Origin of the sequence: Sphingomonas sp. Sphisp66 (assembly GCF_047324325.1) — a bacterium.
Lineage (GTDB): Bacteria > Pseudomonadota > Alphaproteobacteria > Sphingomonadales > Sphingomonadaceae > Sphingomonas.
This window is the reverse complement of record NZ_CP168508.1, coordinates 475,924-498,053: the sequence shown is the minus strand read 5'-3', so window position 1 is coordinate 498,053 and position 22,130 is coordinate 475,924. Positions and strand designations below refer to the sequence as shown.

At 67.0% G+C, this 22,130-nt stretch carries 16 protein-coding genes; 9 read left to right on the top strand and 7 right to left on the bottom strand.

The genetic code is table 11. From position 1 onward, the window contains the following. The first annotated feature begins 101 nt into the window (after positions 1-101). Entirely contained in the window at positions 102-1,271 is a 1,170-nt protein-coding gene (locus ACEN8G_RS02385; RefSeq protein ID WP_413414884.1) for an SGNH/GDSL hydrolase family protein, read from the top strand. A gap of 45 nt (positions 1,272-1,316) precedes the next feature. Here the strand turns inward: ACEN8G_RS02385 and ACEN8G_RS02380 are convergent, their stop codons facing one another. The 5 genes from ACEN8G_RS02380 to ACEN8G_RS02360 form a co-directional block, all read right to left on the bottom strand. Next, positions 1,317-1,883, bottom strand: coding sequence for a hypothetical protein (locus ACEN8G_RS02380; RefSeq protein WP_413414885.1), 567 nt, complete (start codon positions 1,881-1,883; stop codon positions 1,317-1,319). Positions 1,884-1,959: 76 nt separating this feature from the next. Next, entirely contained in the window at positions 1,960-3,126 is a 1,167-nt protein-coding gene (locus ACEN8G_RS02375) for an exo-alpha-sialidase (protein WP_413414886.1), read from the bottom strand. A 229-nt stretch (positions 3,127-3,355) separates the two neighbouring features. Beyond that, a complete protein-coding gene (locus tag ACEN8G_RS02370) occupies positions 3,356-6,076 on the bottom strand; it encodes a TonB-dependent receptor (RefSeq protein ID WP_413414888.1) in 2,721 nt (906 codons plus the stop codon). A gap of 118 nt (positions 6,077-6,194) precedes the next feature. Then, positions 6,195-7,004 (bottom strand): FadR/GntR family transcriptional regulator, encoded by an 810-nt coding sequence (locus ACEN8G_RS02365; RefSeq protein ID WP_413414889.1) that lies wholly within the window; start codon positions 7,002-7,004, stop codon positions 6,195-6,197. Next, entirely contained in the window at positions 7,001-8,050 is a 1,050-nt protein-coding gene (locus ACEN8G_RS02360; RefSeq protein ID WP_413414890.1) for a family 43 glycosylhydrolase, read from the bottom strand. Before ACEN8G_RS02360 ends, ACEN8G_RS02365 begins: the two co-directional genes overlap by 4 nt. Before the next feature lie 108 nt (positions 8,051-8,158). Here ACEN8G_RS02360 and ACEN8G_RS02355 point away from each other — a divergent pair, with 108 nt between their 5' ends. Genes ACEN8G_RS02355 through ACEN8G_RS02335 form a run of 5 tightly spaced genes read left to right on the top strand, consistent with a single transcriptional unit; the run spans position 8,159 to position 15,442 of the window. Then, positions 8,159-9,223 carry a family 43 glycosylhydrolase gene (locus ACEN8G_RS02355; RefSeq protein ID WP_413414891.1) on the top strand — a complete coding sequence of 355 codons (1,065 nt, stop codon included), beginning with the start codon at positions 8,159-8,161 and terminating at the stop codon, positions 9,221-9,223. Positions 9,224-9,261: 38 nt separating this feature from the next. After that, complete coding sequence (locus tag ACEN8G_RS02350) at positions 9,262-12,180, top strand: glycosyl hydrolase 115 family protein (protein WP_413414892.1); 2,919 nt, start codon at positions 9,262-9,264, stop codon at positions 12,178-12,180. A gap of 5 nt (positions 12,181-12,185) precedes the next feature. Continuing rightward, a complete protein-coding gene (locus ACEN8G_RS02345; RefSeq protein WP_413414893.1) occupies positions 12,186-13,295 on the top strand; it encodes a hypothetical protein in 1,110 nt (369 codons plus the stop codon). 51 nt (positions 13,296-13,346) lie between these two features. Continuing rightward, positions 13,347-14,471 carry a hypothetical protein gene (locus tag ACEN8G_RS02340; protein ID WP_413414894.1) on the top strand — a complete coding sequence of 375 codons (1,125 nt, stop codon included), beginning with the start codon at positions 13,347-13,349 and terminating at the stop codon, positions 14,469-14,471. A 29-nt stretch (positions 14,472-14,500) separates the two neighbouring features. Next, positions 14,501-15,442 carry an alpha/beta hydrolase gene (locus ACEN8G_RS02335; protein WP_413414895.1) on the top strand — a complete coding sequence of 314 codons (942 nt, stop codon included), beginning with the start codon at positions 14,501-14,503 and terminating at the stop codon, positions 15,440-15,442. Positions 15,443-15,466: 24 nt separating this feature from the next. Here the strand turns inward: ACEN8G_RS02335 and betI are convergent, their stop codons facing one another. Then, positions 15,467-16,063, bottom strand: coding sequence for a transcriptional regulator BetI (gene betI / locus ACEN8G_RS02330; RefSeq protein WP_413414896.1), 597 nt, complete (start codon positions 16,061-16,063; stop codon positions 15,467-15,469). A gap of 50 nt (positions 16,064-16,113) precedes the next feature. On the opposite strand from betI, the gene ACEN8G_RS02325 reads away from it, so the two are divergent. Continuing rightward, positions 16,114-17,295 carry an aromatic ring-hydroxylating oxygenase subunit alpha gene (locus tag ACEN8G_RS02325; protein WP_413414897.1) on the top strand — a complete coding sequence of 394 codons (1,182 nt, stop codon included), beginning with the start codon at positions 16,114-16,116 and terminating at the stop codon, positions 17,293-17,295. Between the two features lie 16 nt (positions 17,296-17,311). Next, complete coding sequence (locus ACEN8G_RS02320; protein WP_413414898.1) at positions 17,312-18,919, top strand: phytoene desaturase family protein; 1,608 nt, start codon at positions 17,312-17,314, stop codon at positions 18,917-18,919. Here ACEN8G_RS02320 and ACEN8G_RS02315 read toward each other — a convergent pair. Continuing rightward, on the bottom strand, positions 18,905-20,206 hold the full coding sequence (locus tag ACEN8G_RS02315) for an amino acid permease (protein ID WP_413414899.1): 1,302 nt from the start codon (positions 20,204-20,206) through the stop codon (positions 18,905-18,907). The genes ACEN8G_RS02320 and ACEN8G_RS02315 overlap by 15 nt on opposite strands. A gap of 306 nt (positions 20,207-20,512) precedes the next feature. On the opposite strand from ACEN8G_RS02315, the gene ACEN8G_RS02310 reads away from it, so the two are divergent. Further along, the gene (locus ACEN8G_RS02310; protein WP_413414900.1) at positions 20,513-22,093 is read left to right on the top strand and encodes a sulfotransferase; all 1,581 of its coding nucleotides are present in this window, start codon (positions 20,513-20,515) and stop codon (positions 22,091-22,093) included. Positions 22,094-22,130 lie beyond the last annotated feature (37 nt).

Here is a 22,130-nt window from a genome sequence, read left to right as displayed (position 1 = left end):
CGCCCCAGCCCATAATTGGCATTCCATGCGCGTGCAAAAAGCAATATAAGACTGATCAGATAATATTGCTGCCAACAGCCTAGGGGAGACATATGCACTGGATGCCACGCGGAGCCTTGATCGCGCCGTTCCTTCTCGCAGCCGTTCCGGCCGACGCCCGCCCGGGCCCCGACACCTGGACTCCCGCCTGGACGGCAAGCATGTGGCAGGCGACCCAGCCCGCCCAGCGCGTCTCCGTCGAGAATGCGACACTGCGCATGCAGGTGCGTGTCGGCGCGGCCGGCAGCAAGATCCGCATCCGGCTGGCGAACGACTATGGCCCGGCGATGCGGATCGGCGCGGCGAGCGTGCGGATCGCCGGCGGCAAGCCGGTGCGCGTGACGTTCGACGGGCAAGGCGAAGGCAGGCTGCGCAACGGCGCGCCGCTGGTGAGCGATCCGGTGGCGCTGCCGGTCAAGGCCTTCGACCTGATCCAAGTCTCGCTCTACATGCCCGACAAGGTCGATATCGACACGGTGCACGGCGCAGGCGGGGCAAAGACCGCGATCTCGCCGGCCGGCGATTTCACCGACAAGGATTTTGCGCCCGCAAGCCAGTCGGGCCCGCGGCCGCTGCTCGCCGGAGTCGATGTGCTGGGCGCGAAGCAGCGCCCGGTGATCGTCGCCTATGGCGATTCGATCACCGACAATACCGGCTGCGCGGACGATGCCGTGCCGGTGTGCCGCTGGGGCGATGTGCTCGGCCGGCGGCTCGCCGCGGCGGGCATGCCGCATGTGGTGGTGACCCAGGCGATCTCGGGCAACCGTATCCTGTCGAGCGGTGCCGGCCCCAATGCGCTCGCCCGCTTCGACCGCGACGCGCTGGCGCTGCCGGGGGTGACGCATGTCGTGGTGCTCGAAGGGATCAACGACATCGGCGGATCGGGCCGCAACAATGGCCCGGTGGTCAGCGCCGAGGACCTCAAGTCGGGCTTCCGCCAGCTCGTCCAGCGCGCGCATGCGCATGGCATCAAGGTGATCGGCATGACGATCCTGCCGTTCGAAGGCGCGGGCTATCAGACCCCGGCGGGCGAAGCGCTGCGCGTCGAGGTCAATGACTGGATCCGCACCTCGGGGACGTTCGACGCGGTGGTCGACATGGAGAAGGTCGTCGCCGATCCGGCCAACCCGAAGCGGCTCGCCGCGCCGCTGCAGGGCGGGGACAATCTCCACCCCAATGGCGCGGGCGAGACCAAAATGGGCGAAGCGATCCCGCTGAAACTGTTCAAATAGGCGGGATAGGATGCGGCCGCCTGCCATCCTGCAGGCGGCCGCAGCTTATTTTGGGACCGGGGCGCGCCGGTAGTAGATGACGAACGCCTCCCGCACCCGGCCGGTCCCGAAGGTCGTCGCGTCGCGTTCCAGCCCCTCTGCCTGGAGGCTGGCGCTGGCGGTGTCGCGCTCGAGCACCTCCCAGGCCGGGTTCATCGACCCACTCGGGTCTTCCTCCGCCAGGCCCGAGACTTCGCACAGGCTGGTCGAGCACCTGGCCGCGAGGGAGCGGGCATCGACATGGGCGAGACCGCGCAGAAAGGCGAGCAGGCGCGCCTCGCTGCGGCTTGCCCAGGCGCGATCCCGTGCCTCGCGGGTGACCAGATACTGGTTCGCGTCGGCCAGCTCCGAATTGCGCTGCGGGGTGAGTGGGGGGCGTTTTGTGGCGAGTGGCGCCGGAAGGGGGGTGGCTGCCGGCTGCAAGCCGCTGTCCGCAATCGTGACCACGCCGGCTTCCCGGGACGCGGGTTCGGACGGCCATGCCATCCAAGCGAGCGCGATCCCCGCGGGAAGCAGGAATGCCGCACCCCATAGCCAGCGCCGGCCGCGCGTCGCATTCGCCAGGCTCTGCATGACTGCTCTCTCTCGATCGATTCCGATGCGAGGGACCGGCCACCGACAGGCAGCGACCGATCCCGATCTTCAGGCCTTAGTTGCTCGGCCCGCTCGCGAAATAGACATTGCATACGCCGCCCACGTTGCGCGTTTGCAGCTCGACAAAGGTGGCGCCGGTGCCCACCCATTGCAGCCCGGGCGAGAAGCCCTCGCAGCCATTGGTGACCGGAGTGGGCAGCGTGACCGGCGCGGCCAGCGTGGTCCAGGGACCGTTCGGATTGCCGCTCGCGCTCTTGAACAGCACGGTGCCGTTCAGGCCCGAGGGCGAGCCATCGGCGACGCGCATATATTGGCCGATCCACAGGATCGAGCCGTCGGGCAGCACCTTGTTCACCGGCGTGTTCGAGAAGAAGCGGTCCAGCGAGTCCTTCATCCGCGTGCCCATCACGTTGACAGGGCCATAGTTCCAGCCGTCGCTCGAGGTGCGATAGTAGCTCGCGCAATTGAGCGGCGCGGCCTGGCCGCAGATCTCATAGGTCATCAGCCGCGTGCCGTCGGCGAGGTTCGACACCACCGGCATGCCGGGGCGCAGCGGCCAGGTCGCGTCGGCATTGCTGTTGGAAAGCTGGACGTCGTTGGTCTGGTCGATCCAGTGGACGCCATCATAGGTGCGCCGACGCGCGATCTTCTGGCTGCAGCAGGGGCTGCTCTCATCGGCATAGTGCATCACGATCGCGCCGTCGGTGGCCATCGAGAAATCGGGTTCCCACAGGCCCTGGCTGTTGGCCGACTGGACGGCGATCGAGACGAAGCTCCAGTTCCGGCCGTTGTCGGTGCTCTTGTAGATGTTGATCTTGGCCAGGCTGCTCGCGGTCTTCTGGGTATCGACCACGACGCCGAGGATCAGCGTGCCGGCGGTCAGCGATCCCACGGTCTGCGGCACGCGGAACAGGCTGGGGCTGCTTGCCTTCAGCGTCTGGAATTCCGGGTCGTTGATCGTGCCGACCTGGGTGAAGGAGGCGCCGCTGTCGGTGCTGGAGAAGATCTTGATGTGATCATCGCCGGTGAACGAGAGCACCGAGGCGACGAGTTCGCCATTGGGGAGCAGGCGGATACGCGGATAGCGGGAATTGGCGGCAAGCAGGGTCTGGGCCTGGGCCGCGACGACAGATGCGCCGACAAGGGCAAGGCCGGCGAGGAGCCGCGCGGTGCGGCCGAAGGTGCGCGTACGGTTATGCTGATTCTGTGATCGCCTGATCATATCGCTCTCCTGTTTTCCCGCGGTTCACATCGGGGCGGCAGGAGCGGGCAACCTGCCACCTTGCCTCGAAGTCACTTGGGACGGGTCACCTCATTCGATCGGCGGAACTGTGGACGGCACGGCTCTCCTGCGCCGGAAGCAAAGGGCTCCGGCGGGGCGGGGTTTTCGGGAAAGGACGCCGCATGGGTTGGCCCATGCGGCGCCAAAGTTACCGACGGGGAGTCGGTTTTCAGAAGCGGAAGCGGACGCCGAGGCGGTAGACGGTCTCGAGGTAGCGGACCTGCGCGGCGTAGGTGTCACCCTTCGCGTTGAACGCACGGTAGGTGCGCTGCTGGGAGCCCAGCAGGTTCGCGATGGTGAAGTTCAGCGACACATTGTCCGTCGGATTGAGCGAACCCGAGAAGTCCAGCGTGCCGCGGCCCTTTTCGACCGTCGGCAAGGTGAGCTGGGTGGTCACCGCGGGATCGGTCACCACGCCATAGGTCTGGAAGCTCGAGCGGTAATTGTACGAAACGCGCAGCGACAGCGGCTTGCTGTCATAGAAAAGCTGCGCATTGGCCAGGTGCGAGGATACGCCGCTGAGCGGCTGGACGCCGGGCAGCGTCGCGGCAGCGGTGGGCGACAGCTCCGAACCATGATCGAGATAGGTGTAGTTCGCCAGGATGCCGAAATTCTGCATCCACTGCGGCAGTGATGGGATCCGGAAGAAGGTGCGGAAGCCCGCCTCGACGCCCTGGATATAGCCCTTCTGCCCGTTCTCCGGCCGATCGACGCGGAGCGTGCCCAGGTCCGGATCGTTCAGGAAGCTCGTCGCATTGTTGATGAAGCCGGTGACGTCGCGGCGGAAGATCTGGACGGTCGCCGATCCCGAGCGCGAGAAATAATATTCGAGCGACGCGTCATAGTTGGTCGATTCGACCGGCTGGAGCTCCGGATTGCCGCCGCTTGCGGTGCGATAGCAGGTCGGCGGGTTCGTGCTGTTGTCGCAGGACAGCGTATCGTTGACGGTCAGCGTCGGGTTCAGCGAGCCGAAGCCGGGCCGCGTACGCGTCTTGGTGAAGGACAGGCGCGCCTGGAGGCTGCGCGACAGCTTCAGCCGGGCACTGACATTGGGCAGATAGTCGAGATAATTGTTGGTCTTCGCATAGGGCGTGCCGGCGCCGTTGCCGATCTTCAGCGTGCCGCTGACATCGTTGGTGGTGCGCACCACGCGAAGGCCGATCTGGCCGTCGAGCTCCATCGATCCGATCGGGAATTTGTAATGCGTCTGGAGATAGGCGGCATAGGCCTTCTCGTTCGCGCTATAGACCCAGCCCAGCGCCGGATAGCCTGCCGGCTGACCGACCAGCATGCGCAGATAGTCCGCATTGTGGATGATGCTCTGGCGGGTCGGCGTGATCCAGGTCCGCGGGTGCACCGTCGGGTCACCGCGGAAGCCGATCATCGACATGTCGAAGTCGAGCGGCAGGTTGACGTACTGGATCCGCGGATCGGTAGCGCCGAGGACCGGCGTGCGGTTCTCCGCCGGGTCGTTGTAGGAATCCGCATCGCGATTGCTGTAGCGGACCCCGGCCTGCAGCCGGTCGAAGATGGCGAAGTCGATCGGCAGATCGGCATCGAGCCGGCCTTGGAAGCTGCGGCCGTGATTGTCCGCGCCATTCTCCGCGAAGTTCAGCATGCGCCACGAGCGAGGATCGGACAGGTTGATGTCGGTCACATAGGCCGAGGCGCCGCCGCCGCCCGACTGGTCGTTGAAGTTGAAGACGCGGGTGCCGAGCGAATTGGTGAAGATGTTGAACTGCATGTTGCGGTTCCAGTTTCGCGAATCGGTGATCGCGACGTCGCCGGTAATCCGCCCCCCGCCGGGCACCTTCCAGATAAAGCCGGTGCCGCCCTGATAGGTGTCGGTCTTGTTCCACTGGGCGACCTGGTAGCCGGTGATGCCGTTACCGGCGCCGCGCATCGTCATCTGGCAGACCAGGTCGGTGCTGCCCGGGCACATGGTCACGTCGTAGAGCGGCGCGTTGCTGCCCGTGTCGAAGTGCAGCGCGCTCGACTCGCCGGCCGCGCGGAAGCCCTGGAACAGGAAGTCGGCATAGAATTCCAGCGCCTGGCTCGGCCGCCACTGGACCGCCGCCGCCGCCGAGGGGCGGAAGCGGTTCGAGCTCGGATATTGGAAGGAGACGCGGGTGGGATAGCGGACGGCAGGATAGTTGGGCTGTCCGTTTACCACGACGTTCGAGGCGTGCCGCAGGATCTGCGTGTTGTTGTCCCGGTAGGAATCGACGAACTTGTTGTCGGTGTAGCTGCCCTCGATCAGCACGCCGATCTCGCCGATCCCAGTCTCCCAGCGGTTGCTGACCAGCAGATTGGCGTCGATGCCGAACTCCTGCGACTGGCGCCAGTGCAGCCCGGTGATGCCGCCGACGATGCGGCTGCCCTTGAAGTTGAACGGCTTGTTCGACTTCACGTCGATCTCGCCGGCGATGCCGGCCTCGACCAGATTGGCGCCCGCGGTCTTGAACACGTCGAAGCGCGAGACAGACGCCGCCGGGAAGTCCTGGAGCGCCACGTTGCGGCCCTCGGCGGTGAAGATCTCGCGGCCATTATAGGTGGTGGTGATGTCAGGCAGGCCGCGCAGGCGCAGGCCGCCTGCCTCGCCGTTCAGCCGGTCGACCTGCACGCCGGTGACGCGCGCCAGCGATTCGGCGGCGGTGGAATCGGGCAGCTTGCCGATGTCCTCGGCGACCAGCGAATCGACAATGTCGTCCGAGTCCTTCTTAACCGCCTGCGCCGTCTCGAGGCTCTTGCGGAAGCCGCTGACGACGATCTCTTCACCGACATCACCGAACTGCGGGACCGTGGTTTCCTGCGCGGCGGCCGTGCCTACCGTGGCGATCAGAGCCAGTCCCGATGCGCCGATCAGGAACCTTGGCTTGCGATAGTTCATCCTTCCCCTCCCATATGGTCCGAGTTGTTCCACTCGGTGCTTATCTATCCGAATTATCATACTAAAATTGGCCTGACAATATGGAGACAGAGGCCTGACACAAATCCGTGCAAGTGCTTCATGTCAGGTCGAAATTCTGCGCATTTCCGCCAAATGCCGCGATCGACTCGGATTGGCCTGTCGTGCCGGCGAGCGGGAAAACGCCGCTGACGATGGCCTGCATCGCTTCCCCCGCATGCTCCCAATCGCCGCCGGCGATGGCGTCGCGGACCGCCACATAGGCAGCGAGTTCGAGCGCCGGCTCGCCCGCCCTGCGCCGCATCCGGTTCGCGATGCGCAGCGCCGTGCCGACCGCATCCTGGAACTGCGCATAGAAGGGATTGCGCGAGGCCTGGAGGATCGCCGCGTGGAAGGCGATCTGCGGCTCGATCGGCTCTTCCTGGTGTCGCTCGCACAGTGCGATCTCTTCCAGGCAATCGGAGATGCGCCGCACGCCACGCGGCCAGGCGAAGCGCGCCGCCAGTTCCGCCGCAGCCGGCTCGATGGCGATGCGCAGCTGGTCGAACTGGCCGAGCACGTCGGTCGCGTGGCGCCGTTGTAGCAGCCAGCGCAGCACGTCGGTGTCGAGCAGGCTCCAGCAGGCGACGGGACGGACGCGCGTGCCTTGGCGCGGACGGCTGGCGAGCAGGCCCTTGGCGGTGAGCATCTTCACGGCCTCGCGCGTCACCGAAAGGCTGGTGCCGTACCGCCCGGCCAGCTCGGCCTCGGCCGGAAAAGGCTTGTCGTCATAATCGCCCGCAGCGATCGCGCCGCCAATCGCGTGGAGCAGCCCGAAGGTGAGGTTGTGCCCCAGCTGCGGCCGCTCCTGCGCGCCCTTGTCCGGCGCCCCGGCAAAGGCCACTCCCGCGAACTGCGCACGCACGTTCACTGCTGGGCCGCCTCGGGAAACGCCGCGACGATCGCGTCATATTCCTTCCGACTGATCTCCAGCATCGATCCATGCCGCGTGCCGTCAGGCATCTCGAAGCGATTCCACCTGGCAACCCCGCTATTGCCCTGCAGCTGGAACCATGGCCCCTCGAGCCGTGGCGCCTTGGAGACGCCATAGCTAACGCCTGCATATTGCTCGTAATATATCAGCCAGTCCCGGCCGCCGGGCGCACGGATCAGCGTCGGCGCCTCGCGGAAGTTCGGGCTGATCGAGGGGCCCGGCATCGGATAGGGGCCGAGCAACGACGGTGCGCAGCTGATCCGCACCGTCTTGCCGGTCGGCCAGTTGTACGACGGATAGCGCTCGTCCTTGACCACCGCGCAATAGCCCTTGCCGTCGTCGCCGGGCGTGATGAAGGTATCGATCGTCGCGATGTCCCAGTCGAACAGCAGGCGGGGCGGACCGTCGAAGCTTTTGAGGTCGGGCGAAAGGACATAGAGCGTGCGCTGGCTCGCCCAGTAGCGCTCGGGATCCTCGGGCACATGCGGCACATTGGGCGTGTGCCAGCTCAGCAGGAACTTGCCCGTGGGCTTGTCGAAGAACAGCTTGGGCGCCCCCAGGCGCTGGAGCGGATTGCGGAAGCCGCGCACCTTGGAGAGGTCGGGCTGATAAGTGCCATAAGGCGTCCAGTGGATCAGGTCCGCCGAACTCCAGAAGCGGATCAGCAGATCGCTGTCACTCTTGTTGCCGACCAAGATGTAGCGCCCGTCCGGCCCGCGCGTGATCGAGGGATGGCCGTGATATTCGGGAAAGACCGGCTGGCCGCCATTCAGCCGCCGCCAGTGCAGACCGTCCAGGCTGACCGAATAATAGAGCACGCCATAATGCTCGCGCGTCATGTGCGCGAACAGATAGGCCCGAGCCGGATCCGCATAAGGAATGACCGGCGCGCCCGGCGGCGTCTCCACCGGCCCCTGCTGCGCCGCCGCCGCCCCGCCGAGCAGCAACGCGCCGGCCAACCCTCCCAGCAGATAGCGCGACATAGTTTCTCCCCCTGACGCTTTCGCCAATTGCCGACCCTGTACGATTCCGGCTAGATTGGTCAGATAAATGTTACTATATTGGCCTGACCAATACAAGGAGGGGTCTGAATGAGCATCAGAACGCGCCGAGCGCATGTTTTCCTGGCCGGCGCGGGGCTCGCCGCGGGGCTCCCGGCCTTCCCGATCGGAGCGGTTTCGCAGCAGGCGCCGAAGCAGGACGCGCCGGTGAAAGAGGCGAAGCTGATCGCCAGCTATTCGGACAGCAGCCGGCTGGGCACGCCCTGGGCCAAGGACCCCTCGGTCATCCGCTTCGGCGGGCGCTTCCTGATGTACTATACGCTCCCGGCACCGCGAGTGAATCCGGTCGGCGTGAAGGACTTCCCCAAGGGTCTGGCGATCGGCATCGCCGAAAGCCGCGACCTCAAGAGTTGGACCAAGGTCGGCGAGATCCTGCCGAAGCAGCAGCCCGAGGCGAACGGCATCGCCGCACCCGGCGCGGTGGTGATCGGCGGCAAGGTCCACCTGTTCTACCAGACCTATGGCAACCGCGAGAAGGACGCGATCAACCATGCCTGGTCGTCGGACGGCATCGTCTTCGAGCGCGATCCCGGCAACCCGGTCTTCCATCCGGATCCCGCCACCGCGAAGTGGAGCGTCGGCCGCGCAATCGATGCCGAGGCCTTTGTCCAGGGCGACCGGCTGATGCTCTATTACGCCACCCGCGATCCCGAGTTCAAAGTGCAGAAGGTCGGCGTCGCCAGCGCGCCACTCGGCTCGAAGTTCACCCGGGGCGACTTCACCAACATCAACAACGACAAGTCGATCCTCGAGCCCGAGCTGCCCTGGGAGCGCAACTGCATCGAGGCGCCGAGCGTCATCCGCCGCGGCGGCAAGCTCTACATGTTCTACGCCGGCGGCTATAACAACGAGCCCCAGCAGATCGGTGTCGCAGTGAGCACCGACGGGGTGAAGTGGAAGCGCCTCTCCGACAAGCCCTTCCTCGCCAACGGGCCGAAGGGCAGCTGGAACAGCTCGGAATCGGGCCATCCCGGCATCTTCCAGTACGGCAACCGCACCTTCCTGTTCTTCCAGGGCAACAGCGACCGCGGAAAGAGCTGGACGCTCGCCGCCACGGAGATCGGCTGGAACGCCACGGGGCCGTATCTGAAATAGGCGCGGTCGCGCCCCACAACGATAAGCAGGAGAGTAAATTGGCCCTTGTCCGCATCCTGGCCGCGCTGAGCCTTGCCGCCACTGTTCCCGGCCTGATGCCGGCGGAGGCGCTGGCGCAGCGGTTGCCCGCCCCTGCCCCGGGCTTCGACCTGGTCGCCGGGGGCACCGCGCCGACGATCTTCGTCAGCGCCGGAGACGCGCCGGTGGTGGGGATCGCCGCGCGTGCCTTTGCCGGCGATGTCGAGCGCGTTTCGGGGGTGAAGCCGCAGGTCTCGGAAGCGACACCGAGCGGACGTCTCGCGATCCTGGCGGGCACGATCGGCGGCTCGCCGGTGATCGACCAACTGATCGCGGACAAGCGCATCGCGGTCGACAGGGTCGCGGGCCAGAGCGAGGCCTATACGATCGCGCTGGTAGAGAATCCGCTGCCCGGCGTCGCCCGCGCGCTGGTTGTTGCCGGCGCGGACCGGCGCGGCACCGCCTACGGCATCTTCCGCCTGTCCGAGCAGATCGGCGTGTCGCCCTGGGTCTGGTGGGCCAATGTCACGCCAGCAAAGCGCGGCAGCCTGCGCCTGGACGGCAATGCGATCGTCCAGGGTTCGCCCTCGGTGCGCTATCGCGGCCTGTTCATCAATGACGAGGATTGGTCGATCCGCCCCTGGGCGACGGCGAACGATCCGACCGGCGACATGGGGCCGACCACCTATGCCCATGTCTTCGAGCTGCTGCTACGCCTGCGCGCCAATTTCCTGTGGCCGGCGATGCACAAGGTCAGCTCGGCCTTCAACCAGGTCGCGGGCAATGCCGAGATGGCGGACCGCTATGCGATCGTGATGGGCGCCAGCCACGCCGAGCCGATGCTGCGCGACAATGTCGCCGAGTGGAATTTCGAGCAGCGCGGCGAATTCAACTACGCCAAGAACGGCAGGAACATCCTCGACTATTGGCGCGACCGGGTGAAGGCCAATCACCAGTATGAGAATGTCTACACGGTCGGCATGCGTGGCATCCACGACAGCCCGGCGGAGATGAACAAGGGCTTCGACGGCGTCCGGCTGCTCGAGAAGGTGGTCAGCGACCAGCGCGGGCTATTCACCGAAGTCGGCCAGGACCCGACCAAGGTCCCCCAGATCTTCGTGCCCTACAAGGAAGTGCTCGACATCTATCGCAAGGGCATGAAGGTGCCCGACGACGTCACCCTCGCCTGGGTGGACGACAATTACGGCTATATCCGCCAGCTCTCGACCAAGGCGGAGCAGCAGCGCCCCGGCGGCGGCGGCGTTTATTACCACATCTCCTATTGGGGCGTGCCCAACGACTATCTGTGGCTCGACACGACGCCGCCGGCACTGATCGGCGAGGAGATGGGCAAGGCGTACGCCACCAATTCCCGGCGCCTCTGGGTGGTCAATGTCGGTGACATCAAGCCCGGCGAGAAGGGCCTGAACTATTTCCTCGACCTGGCTTACGACTATGAAGGCACCGCGAAGCTCGGCCAGCAGGGCTGGCTGAAGCGCTGGGCGACCGAGAATTTCGGGCCGGAACAGGCCGATGCGATCGCCGCGCTGCTCGACGACTTCTACCGGCTCAACTATGATCGCAAGCCCGAGCATATGGGCTGGAACGACGCCGAGACCGCGCCGCGCCCGACCGAGTTCTCGCCGGTCGCGTACGGCGACGAAGCGGGCAAGCGCACCGCCGAATTCCGCGCGCTCGACAGCCGCGCCGAGGCGATCGCCGCGAAGCTGCCGGCGGAGAAGCGCGACGGCTTCTACCATCTCGTGCTCTATCCAGTGCGCGGCAGCGCGATGATGAACGTGAAGATGCTCGATGCCGACCGCAGCTTCCTCTACGCGCACCAGGGCCGCGCCAGCGCCAATCTCTATGCCGAGAGCTCGGCCGGCGCCTATCGCCGGATCAAGCAAGCAACCGCCGCCTACAACCAGATCGGCGATGGGCGCTGGGCGCACTTCATGCATGACGAGCCGCGCTACCAGTCGGTGTTCAACGCCCCGCCGGTCGGGCATGTGACGCCGGCTGCTACGCCGGGTCTGGGTGTCGCCGTCGAAGGGGCGATCGATGCCTGGACGGCGCAGCGCGCGAAGACCTTCGAAGCCGCCGACACTGCGCTTCGCGTCCAGCGCTGGCGCAATCCAAAGGCGGCGAACGACCGCTTGCCGCAGTTCGAGCGCGCCACCGACGCGCGCCACTTCATCGACGCGTTCAACACCGGCGCCGGCACGCTCGACATCGCCGCAGAGCCTTCGGCGCCCTGGATCCGGATCGAACGCGAGGCGCAGCCGGGCAGCGACCAGCGGCTCTGGGTCTCGATCGACTGGTCGAAGCTCAAGGCGGGCGAGACCGCGACCGGCAGCGTGACCGTGTCCGCCGCCGGGGCCAGCCGTAACATTGCGATCATCGCACACAACGTGACGGCGCCGAAGGGCATGCTGGTCGAGGATACCGGTGTCATTGCCTTTTCTGCGCAACGTTACGCGAAGCTGCAGCCGGTCGCCGGGCGCGGCTGGGAGGCGGTGCCCGGCCTTGGCCGTTCGGGCCGGGCGCTGCAGAGCAGCGTGGATCTGCCCAGTGCGAGCGATCCGGCGCGCGCGCCCTATGCCGAATATCGCTTCCGGGTGACCAATGCCGGCGCCGCGAAGCTCCGCACCACGCTGATGCCGAGCTTCGCACTCAATGCCGAGACCAGGCTGCGCTACGCGGTGTCGATCGACGGTGGGCCGATCCAGCTGGTCGATGCCGAGGCCAAGCGCGACTGGAGCGACGGCGTCGAGCGCAACGCGATCACTTCGGTCACCGATTGGCCGGCGCTCGCCGCCGGCGACCACCGGCTGCGCGTCTATGCGCTCGATCCCGGCGTGGTGCTCGACTCCTTCGTCATCGATCTGGGCGGGCTGGCCAAGGCCTATCTCGCCCCCCCCGAGACCGTCGCGAAATGAGCCGCATGAAGATCCTCGCACTCTGCGCGGCGCTGCTGACCAGCGGTGCGGCGCAGGCCCAGGGCACGCTGGGAGCGAACTACAACGAGCATTTCGAGGACGTGGACTATCGCGACCTCGAAAAGGCCGGCGCGCATTGGGTGCGGCTTTTCGTCACCATGCCCGAGCTGGACCGCGTGCCCGCCGCCGAGCATGGCGCGGTCAAGGCCATCCTCGACGCCGCGACGCACGGCTATCGCACAATCCTGTCGCTGAAATTCCCGCGCAACCGGCAGGATTTCCCCAGGCCGGGCAGCCCGGAAATGGCACGCGAGATCGCCTGGCTCGACCAGGTGCTGCCCGAGGTGATGGGCAAGGTCGACATGCTCGTCATCGGCAACGAGCCCTATATCGAGAGCCGCCGCGAGGACCGCGACCTCGATCTCAATGCCTATTACGAGGCGATGGCGGACCGAGCGATCGCCTATCAGAAGCAGCATTGCGCCAAAGGCTGCAGGACGCGGCTATACATGGGGGCGCTCAACCGGCTCGACCTGGAGATCAACCGGACGCCCTCGACCGAGCGCTGGATGGCGTTCGTCAAGGCGACGCCCGAGATCGACGGCGTCGATATCCACCCGCATCTGCCCGAGATCGAAGGCTCGAAGGTCTTTGTCGACTATGTGGTCGCGCGGATGCGGCCGGACCAGAAGTTCATCGCCACCGAATTCTCGATCGTTCGCTGGTGGGAGCAGCACATGCAGGCGGCGATCCCCGCCGGGTTCGCCGATGCCCATCATCTGCCGCGCGAGACCAAGAACTGGCAGCTCATCAAGACGGCACTCGAGAACCCGTTCCCCAAGGCGGAATGGGACGCGTTCCTTGCCCAGAGCCCGTGGTTCGAGAGCCGGAAACACTATCTGCGCAACCAGATGAAGATCTTCCGCGATTCCGGCCGCCTTGCCGTCGCCGCCTATGGCTTCAGGCAGGGCAGCTCGATGAGCCGGATCTTCGGCCCGAACACGACGCCCTGGCTGCTCAACAGCGTCTTCGCCGCGCGCACTGTCCGGCCCAATCCGGATGGCAGCGCCGCGTTCAACTACGCCTGGATCGAGGATTTCAAGGCACTGCAATGATCCGACCGCGGCCCGCGCGGCAGTTCGACAGATCTCAAAGGGGGAGGCAAAATGTTGAAGGTCCTGAGGATCGGCGCCGCGCTGCAGTGCGCTGCCATCGCACCCGCCGCGCATGCCCAGGGCGCGCTCGGTGCCAGCTATAATGACCAGTTCGGCGAGCTCGACTATCGCGATCTCGAAAGGTCCGGTGCGAAATGGGTGCGGATGTCGCTGCCCCTGCCCCAGCTCGATCGCGGCGTCGGCAGCAACGGCGTGCTCAACAAGATCCTCGAGGCCTCCGAGCGGGGATACAGCACTGTCCTGTCGCTCAAGCTCGGCTATGTCGGCACCATCCCGCCGCAGCTGGGCAGTGACGCCTGGCGGAAGGAGGTCGCTCGGCTCGATGCGGTGCTGGCGCTGGTGACCGGCAAGGTCGACGTGCTGGTGATCGGCAACGATCCCTTTCTCGAAGTCCCCGAGAAGAACCGGGACGAAAGCTTCAACGCCTATTACGAAGCGGTCGCACGGCAGGTGATCGCCCACCGCGCGAAGAACTGCGCCGCAGCCTGCAAGACGCGCCTCTACATGGGCGCGCTCGTCCGGCTGGAGATGCCGGCCGAGCGCAGCAAGGCGGTCGAGCGCTGGATGGGCTTCGTGAAGGCGACCCCCGAGATCGACGGCGTGGCGATCCAGACGCATGTCGGCGAAGTCGACGAGTCCAAGGCCTATCTGAAGTACATCCTGCCGCGCCTGCGCCCCGAGCAGAAGTTCGTCGTGACCGACTTCTCGCTGGTCAAGGCCTGGGAGCAGAACATGCGCGGCGAGATCCCCAGGGCGTTCGCCGACAAATATGGCGCGCCACGCAACGCGCAGAACTGGCAGATCGTGAAAGCTTCGCTGGAGACGCCCTTCTCCAAGGCGCAGTGGGACGAGTTCCTGTCGCAGAGCCCCTGGCTGGAGAGCCGCAAGCATTTCGTGGCGAACCAGATGCAGGTCTTTCGCGACACCGGCCGCCTCGCCGTCGCCACCATCGCGTTCACCCAGGGCGCCGCGCCAGCGGACAAGCTCAGCCCGGGCGCTGCCGCATGGCAGCTGAACAGCGTCGTCGTCCGGCGCTCCGCCAAGCGGAATCCGGACGGCAGCGCGGCATTCAACTATGCCTGGATCGACGATTTCAAGGCACTGCAGAAGCAATAGCGCTACCGCGAACGAGAGGCCCACGCGACATGGACGTCACCCGCAGAACCCTGATCGCCGGATCGGCCCTGGCCACGGCGATGCCGTTTTCCGCCGTCGCCGGGCCGATCGAGCGCTTCCCGATCTGGCCGGGATCGCCGCCGGGCGGCGAAGGGCTGAACGTGCGCGACGAGACGGTGCGGCGCTCGGCAAACGGCCCGGCGGACGACATCGCCTGGCCGCATGTTGCGACTCCGATGCTGAACGTCGTGCCCGCGCCACAGCCCAATGGCGGCGCACTGCTCTATGTCCCGGGCGGCGGCTATGCCCGTGTCGCTTTGGGGCGAGAGGGATCGGGGATTGCGCGGGCATTCGCCGCACGGGGCTTCACCGTGTTCGAGCTGCTGTACCGGTTGCCGCATGACGGCTGGGCCGCAGGTGCCGACGTGCCATTGCAGGATGCGCAGCGCGCGATACGCCTGATCCGCGCGGGCGCAGCGAGATGGCGGATCGATCCGGCCCGGGTCGCGGCGATCGGCTTCTCCGCCGGCGGGCATCTCACGGCACGGCTGGCCAGCCGCCCGGCGCTCAGGACCTATGAACCGGTCGATGCCGCCGATGCGCAATCGGCGCGGCCGACGGTGGCGGGGCTGTTCTTCCCGGTCATCACCATGACCGAGCCCAATGCGCATGCCCATTCGAAGCGCGAGCTGCTGGGCAGTGACACCAGCCCGGATCGGATCTCCCGCTTCTCCGCCGAGGCCGGCCTGCCCGCCGACATGCCGCCGACCTTCGTCGCGCATGCCGCCGACGATCCGGTGGTCAGCCCTGCCAACAGCCTGATGATGTTCGCCGCGCTGCAGGCCGCGAAGATCCCGTCCGAGCTGCATATCTTCGAGAAGGGCGGCCATGGCCTGCCCCTGAGGGAGGCAGGCAGCGAGCATCCCTGGCCGGGCCTGTTCGAGCGCTTCGCGCGCAACCACGGCCTGTAGCCCTGGGCCTGGTGCCCGGGGCCTTCAGGCTTCGAGCAACGCGGCGATCTGCGCTTCCGCGATCGCGCGCGCTTCGTCCGCATCGAGCACCGTGGGAGAAAGGCAGAGCTCGAGCCACAGGCCGTCGACCAGCGCGGCAATCGCGATCGCCGCGCGGCGCCGCGCAGCCGGGCGGAGACCGCATGCGGCCAGCAAGGCCTCCAGCCCCTCGCGATAGCGGGCATATTGCACGTCGTGGAGCGCCGCGATCTCGCCGCGCGCGATCACCAGTCCCCAGAATGCCGTCCAGGTGGCAAGCAGCGCACGGTCGGCAATCGGCGGTGTGAAGCTCGCTGCGACATAGGCCAGCAGCCGCGCGTGCGGATCGTCCCCGGCCGCCTCCATCGCGCTTTCGAGCGCTGCCGAGACCTGCTCGCCGACATGCGCATAGGTCGCCGCGATCAGCGCATCGACGCCCCCGAAATGGTGCGCGACCAGCCCCGGCGAGACGCCCGCCTCCAGTGCGATCGCGCGCACCGACGCACCGCTCGCCCCGTCGCGCGCCAGCACGCGCGCCGTCGCCTCGATCAGCGACAGGCGCCGCGCATCGGGTTCGGCGCGGGTGAAGCCGGGCTTGCTCATCGTGCGAGCCTATTATACGATCGTACAACAAGCAACGCCTGGAGCCGGCCATGGCAACCTTCGCCCCCTTGCCCGAACCGGGTCGCGACCCCGATGCCGACTGGTCGCTGCCGGGCTGGATCTATACCGATCCCGAGTTCCTCGAGCTCGAGATCGCGCATATCCTGCGCCCGTCCTGGCAGATCCTCTGCCACGAGAGCGACCTGGCCGAGCCGGGCGACTGGCGCACGCTTTCCTATCTGGGCGAGAATGTGGTCGCGGTGCGCGGACGCGACGGCGTGCTGCGGGCCTTCCACAATGTCTGCCGCCACCGCGCGATGCGGATCGTCGAGGGCGACAGTGGCTGCACCCGGAAGCTGATCTGCCCCTATCACGCCTGGGCCTATGAGCTGGACGGGCGGCTGTCTGGCGTGCCGATGCGGCAGGACTATCCGGCGCTCGACATGGAGGCGAGCGGGCTCGTGCCGGTCGACCTGTCGATCTGGCGGGGCTTCGTCTTCGTCCGGCTCGAGGATGACGGCGGGCCGTCGGTCGCCGAGATGATGGCGCCCTACGAGGCGGAGATCGCACCCTATCGCTTCGAGGCGATGCGGCGGATCGGCGATGTCCGGACGCGCGACCGCGCGGTCAACTGGAAGAATGTCGGCGACAATTATTCGGACAATCTCCACATCCCCGTCGCGCATGACGGGCTGACCCGGCTGTTCGGCAAATCCTATGCGATCGAGGCCTCGGGCTGGGTCGACAAGATGTCCGGCCAGCTCGTCGACCGCGCCTCGGCCAATCCGTGGGAGGCATTCTACCAGCGCCATCTGCCCCGCGTCGATCACCTGCCCGAGGCCAACCAGCGGCTGTGGCTCTATTACAAGTTGTGGCCGAACATGGCGTTCGACATCTATGCCGACCAGATCGACTTCATGCAGTGGCTGCCGGTATCGCCGACCAGCTGCGTGCTGCGCGAGATGGCCTTCGCGCTGCCGGACGGGCGCAGGGAGATGAAGCTGGTCCGCTACGCCAACTGGCGGATCAACCGCGTCGTCAACGCCGAGGACACCTGGCTGATCGAGCGCGTCCAGCAGGGCATGGCGTCGCGCAGCTATACCGCCGGGCCGATCGGCGCGAGTGAAGTGTGCCTGCGCAGCTTCGCCGCCAAGGTCCGCGCGATCATCCCCGAAGCCCGGCTGCACCGCGCGCCGGCACCGGGCTGGTCGCGCCGGCCGCGCACCATCTGAGTCTCGGGGAGGAAGCATGAAGCGATACGACGCGATCGTCATCGGCGGCGGGCATAACGGACTGGTCTGCGCCTTCTATCTCGCCCGGGCAGGCCTCAAGGTCCGCGTGCTCGAGCGCCGGCACGTCGTCGGCGGGGCGGCGGTGACCGAGGAATTCCATCCCGGCTTCCGCAACTCGACCGCCAGCTACACGGTCAGCCTGCTGCGGCCCAAGGTGATCGCCGACATGAAGCTGCACGCGCGCGGCTTCCGGATCATCGAGCGGACGATCAGCAACTTCTTTCCGTTCGAGGACACCTATCTCAAGCTCGGCGGCGGCACAGCGCGAACCCAGGCCGAGTTCGCCCGCTTCTCGCAGAAGGATGCGGACGCCTATCCGGCCTATGACGCCGCGCTCGAGAAGGTCGCCCAGGTGCTGCGCGACCTCGCGCTCAAGACGCCCCCCAATGCCGGCGGCGGGCTGCGCGCGCTGCTGAGCGGCGCGGCCCAGGGCTGGCCGCTGTCGAAGATGGGGATCGAGGCGCAGCGCGACCTGCTCGACGTGTTCACCAAGTCGGCGCGCGACTTCCTCGACGGCTGGTACGAGGACGACCACGTCAAGACCGCCTTCGCCTTCGACGCGGTCGTCGGCAATTATGCCGGGGTGTCGACCCCCGGCTCGGCCTATGTCCTGCTCCACCACGTCTTCGGCGAAGTGAACGGCAAGCTCGGCGCCTGGGGCCATTCGGTGGGCGGCATGGGCGCGATCACCCAGGCGATGGCGCGCGCCTGCGAGGATGCCGGCGTCGAGATCAGCCTGGAGGCGCCGGTCGCGAAGGTGCTTGTCGACGGCGGCAAGGCGGCCGGCGTGCGGCTGGAGAGCGGGGAAGAGATCGCCGCGGGGATCGTCGCCGCCAATGTCGGGCCGGCGATGCTCTATCGCCAGATGCTCGACACCAACGACCTGCCCGCCGACTTCAACAAGCGGATGCGGAGCTTCAAGACCGGCTCGGGCACCTTCCGGATGAACGTCGCGCTCAGCGAGCTGCCGGACTTCAGCGTGCTGCGCGGCAAGGAGAAGGCCGAGCATCACACCGCCGGGATCATCATCGCGCCGGGCATGGACTATATGGACCAGGCATTCGACGACGCGAAGGCGCAGGGCTGGTCGAAGAAGCCGATCGTCGAGATGAAGCTGCCGACCACGGTCGATGACAGTCTGGCGCCCGAGGGGATGCACATCGCCAGCCTGTTCTGCCAGCAATTCGCGCCGCAGCTGCCGGACGGGCGCAGCTGGGACGATGCACGCGAGGAAGTCGCCGACCTGATCATCGACACGGTCAACGACCACGCCCCCAATTTCAAGGCGAGCGTGATCGCCCGGCAGATCCATTCGCCGCTCGACCTCGAGCGCAAGTTCGGGCTGATCGGAGGCGACATCTTCCACGGCACGATGGGGCTCGACCAGCTCTGGGCGGCGCGGCCGGTGCTGGGGCATGGCGACTATCGCGCACCGGTTTCGGGGCTCTACATGTGCGGGTCGGGCACGCATCCGGGCGGCGGCGTGACGGGTGCGCCCGGGCACAATGCCGCGCACGAGATCCTGCGCGACCGTTCGCTGGTGCGGCGGCTATTGCCGATCTGACCGGCCTCGCCGCACCCAGAGGAATACCGGGATGCCAAGCACGAGCAGCCCGAGGCCCCATGCATTGGCGTGCAGACCGAGCCCGTAGATCATCCACAGCACGAAGCCGGCGGAGGCGATCGCGGCCAGCTGGGCCGGGCGGTCGCCGGCAAGCAGCCTGAGCCCGGCCAGCGCGCTGACGAAATAGGCGAGCATGCCGGCGGCGAGGCTGATCGTCGCGATCTCGGCGAACAGCGCGCCGGTCGATCCCGTATAGTTGAGCGCCATCACGATCGTCACCAGCACGCCCGAGACGAGATGCGCGCGCGCCGGGGTGCCGTGGCGGCTCTCCTGGGCGAACCAGGCCGGGAAGACGCCGCCGCGCGCCATCGCCCAGGGCATCTCGCCCTGCAGCAGGACGAAGCCGTTGAGCGTTCCGAGCGCGCTGATCGCGGCGAAAAGGGCGACGACCTGCAGCGCTCCGCTCCCCCATGCGCGGCCAAGGAACTCGGCGAGCGGCGCGGGCGAGGCCGCGGTCACGTCCGCGGGCATCATCAGCCCGATCGAACCCGCGACCAGGACATAGACCATTCCGGTCAGCGCCGTGCCGAGCAGCGTGGCGAGCGGCACCGTCCGCGCCGCGTTCCTGACCTTGTCGGCGGGAACAGTCGCGGATTCGACGCCGAGGAAGCCCCAGAAGGTGAGCGCCACCGCGCCGGCAATGGCGTTGGCGCTGATCGGCACCGCCGGATTGGCGGCGATCGCGGCGCTGCCCTCGCGGGCCAGCAGCCAGAAGGCGAGCAGGACCACCGCGACGAGCGGCGCCAGCTTCAGCACTGCGGTCACCAGCTGGATCCGCCCGGCCAGCGCGACGCCGCGGATGTTCACGGCGACGGCGGCCCAGATCAACAGGAGCGCCGTGACGAACGCAGGCATGCCGCTGCCGAGCCGAGGGAACGGCACGCTGAGCGCGCTCACCACCGCGATGGCGAGCGCGCCATTGCCTGCCCAGACCAGGATCCAGTAGCTCCATGCCACCGCGAACCCCACCGCCGGCCCGAACGCGGCGTCGGCAAAGGCATAGGGGCCGCCGGCACAGGGAATCCGGGCCGCGAGCCGGGCAAACACGAAGGCCAGCGCCATGGCGCCGAGGATCGTCACGCCCCAGCCGATCAGCGCATTGGCACCGAGCGGCGCCAGCGTCGCGGGCAGCAGATAGATGCCCGAGCCGATCATGTTGCCCACCACAAGCGCCAGCGTCGGCCAGAAGCCGAGCGCGCGCCGTGGCGGAGAGAGCGTGTCGCTCACGCCGTCGTGACGGCGATGATCGCGCGCCCGGCGACCGGCATAACCGCCCCGACCGACGGGCTCAGCAGTTGCCGCCGCCGTTCGGGCACATATCCGCAACTTGCGTGTTGAAACCGAAGAAGAGTGCGAACAGCAACGCCAGGTCTTCCATTGACCGATCCTCTGCACGGTGAGCGAGGCCGGCAGCATACACGCTGTTCGACGCAATGCCATTGCATTCGCCGCCGTTGGAATGGCCAACCCTAAGGCCCAGGCCAACGCGTCTTCCCGCTTGATCGCGCGGCGCGTGCGTGGTCACATCGCGCGATGCTGGCGACGCGCTTTCCTCCCGACCTGCTGGACGCCGCGCTCGCGCTGCACGACAATCGTCTTCCGGAAGCCGAGCGGGGTCTCAAGGCCTATCTCAAGCGCGATCCTTTCGATGCCCGCGCGATCCGCATGCTCGCCGAACTCGCCGGCCGGATCGGCCGGCTGAAGGATGCCGAGAATTTGCTGCGCCGCGCGGTCGAGATCGCCCCGGCCTTCACCGCGGCGCGCGCCAATCTCGCGCTGGTGCTCTACCGCCAGAACCGCGCGAGCGAGGCGCTCGAGGAACTCGACCAGCTGATCGCCGCCGAGCCCGATCATCCCGGCCATGCCAATCTCAAGGCCGCCACGCTCGGCCGGCTGGGCGCATTTGAGGAAGCGATCCAGCTTTACGAGCATGTGCTCGCCACTGCACCCGACCAGCCCAAGCTGTGGATGAGCTATGGCCATATGCTCAAGACCGTGGGCCGCCAGGCCGACGGCATCGCCGCCTATCGCCGGGCGATTGCGCTGCGCCCCGAACTGGGCGAAGCGTGGTGGAGCCTCGCCAATCTCAAGACCGTGCGCTTCGACGATTCCGACATCGCGGCGATGGAAGCCGCACTGGCCGACAGCGCCATCGGCGACGAGGATCGCTTCCATCTCGATTTCGCGCTGGGCAAGGCATTCGAGGACCGGCGCGAGGCCGACCGTGCCTTTGCGCATTATGCCGCGGGCAACCGGCTGCGCCGCACCCAGCTCGTCTATGATGCCGACGAGACCGAGCGCTTCGTCGATGACTGCATCACGCTCGCCACCGGCGATTTCCTCGCCGATCGCGCCGGCTGGGGCTGCGATGCGCGCGATCCGATCTTCATCCTCGGCATGCCCCGCGCAGGCTCCACCCTGGTCGAGCAGATCCTCGCCAGCCACAGCGCGATCGAAGGGACGACCGAGCTTCCCGACCTGCCCGCCCTCGCCCGCCGCATCCCCAATTACCCGCACGGGCTGGCCGAGCTGACGCGAGACCAGGCCCGAGACCTTGGCGAGGAATATCTTCGCAGGACCGCGGTCCAGCGCAGGACCGACCGGCCCTTCTTCATCGACAAGCTGCCCAACAACTGGGCGCATGTGCTGCTGATCCGCCTGATCCTGCCCAACGCCGTGATCATCGACGCGCGCCGCGAGCCGCGTGCCTGTTGCTTCTCCAACTTCAAGCAGCATTTCGCGCGCGGCCAGGCGTTCAGCTATGCGCTCGACGATATGGGCCGCTATTATCGCGACTATGTGCGGATGATGGCGCATCTCGACCGCGTCCAGCCGGGCAGCGCGTATCGCGTGATCCATGAGGCGCTGGTTGCGGATACTGAGACCGAGGTCCGCCGGTTGCTGGAGGCCTGTGGCGTCGGGTTCGAGCCCGGCTGCCTTGCCTTTCACGAGACCGAGCGCGCGGTGCGAACCGCGAGCTCCGAGCAGGTGCGCCAGCCGATCTTCACCGGCGGGGACAGCGCCTGGCGCCCCTTTGCGCCGCATCTGGATCCGCTCGTCGCCGCACTGGGCGATGTCGTCGATCCCTATCCGCAGGTGCCCGGCAACTTGTAACGTTGCAGAAACATCACGGTCCCCAAGATTTCACACG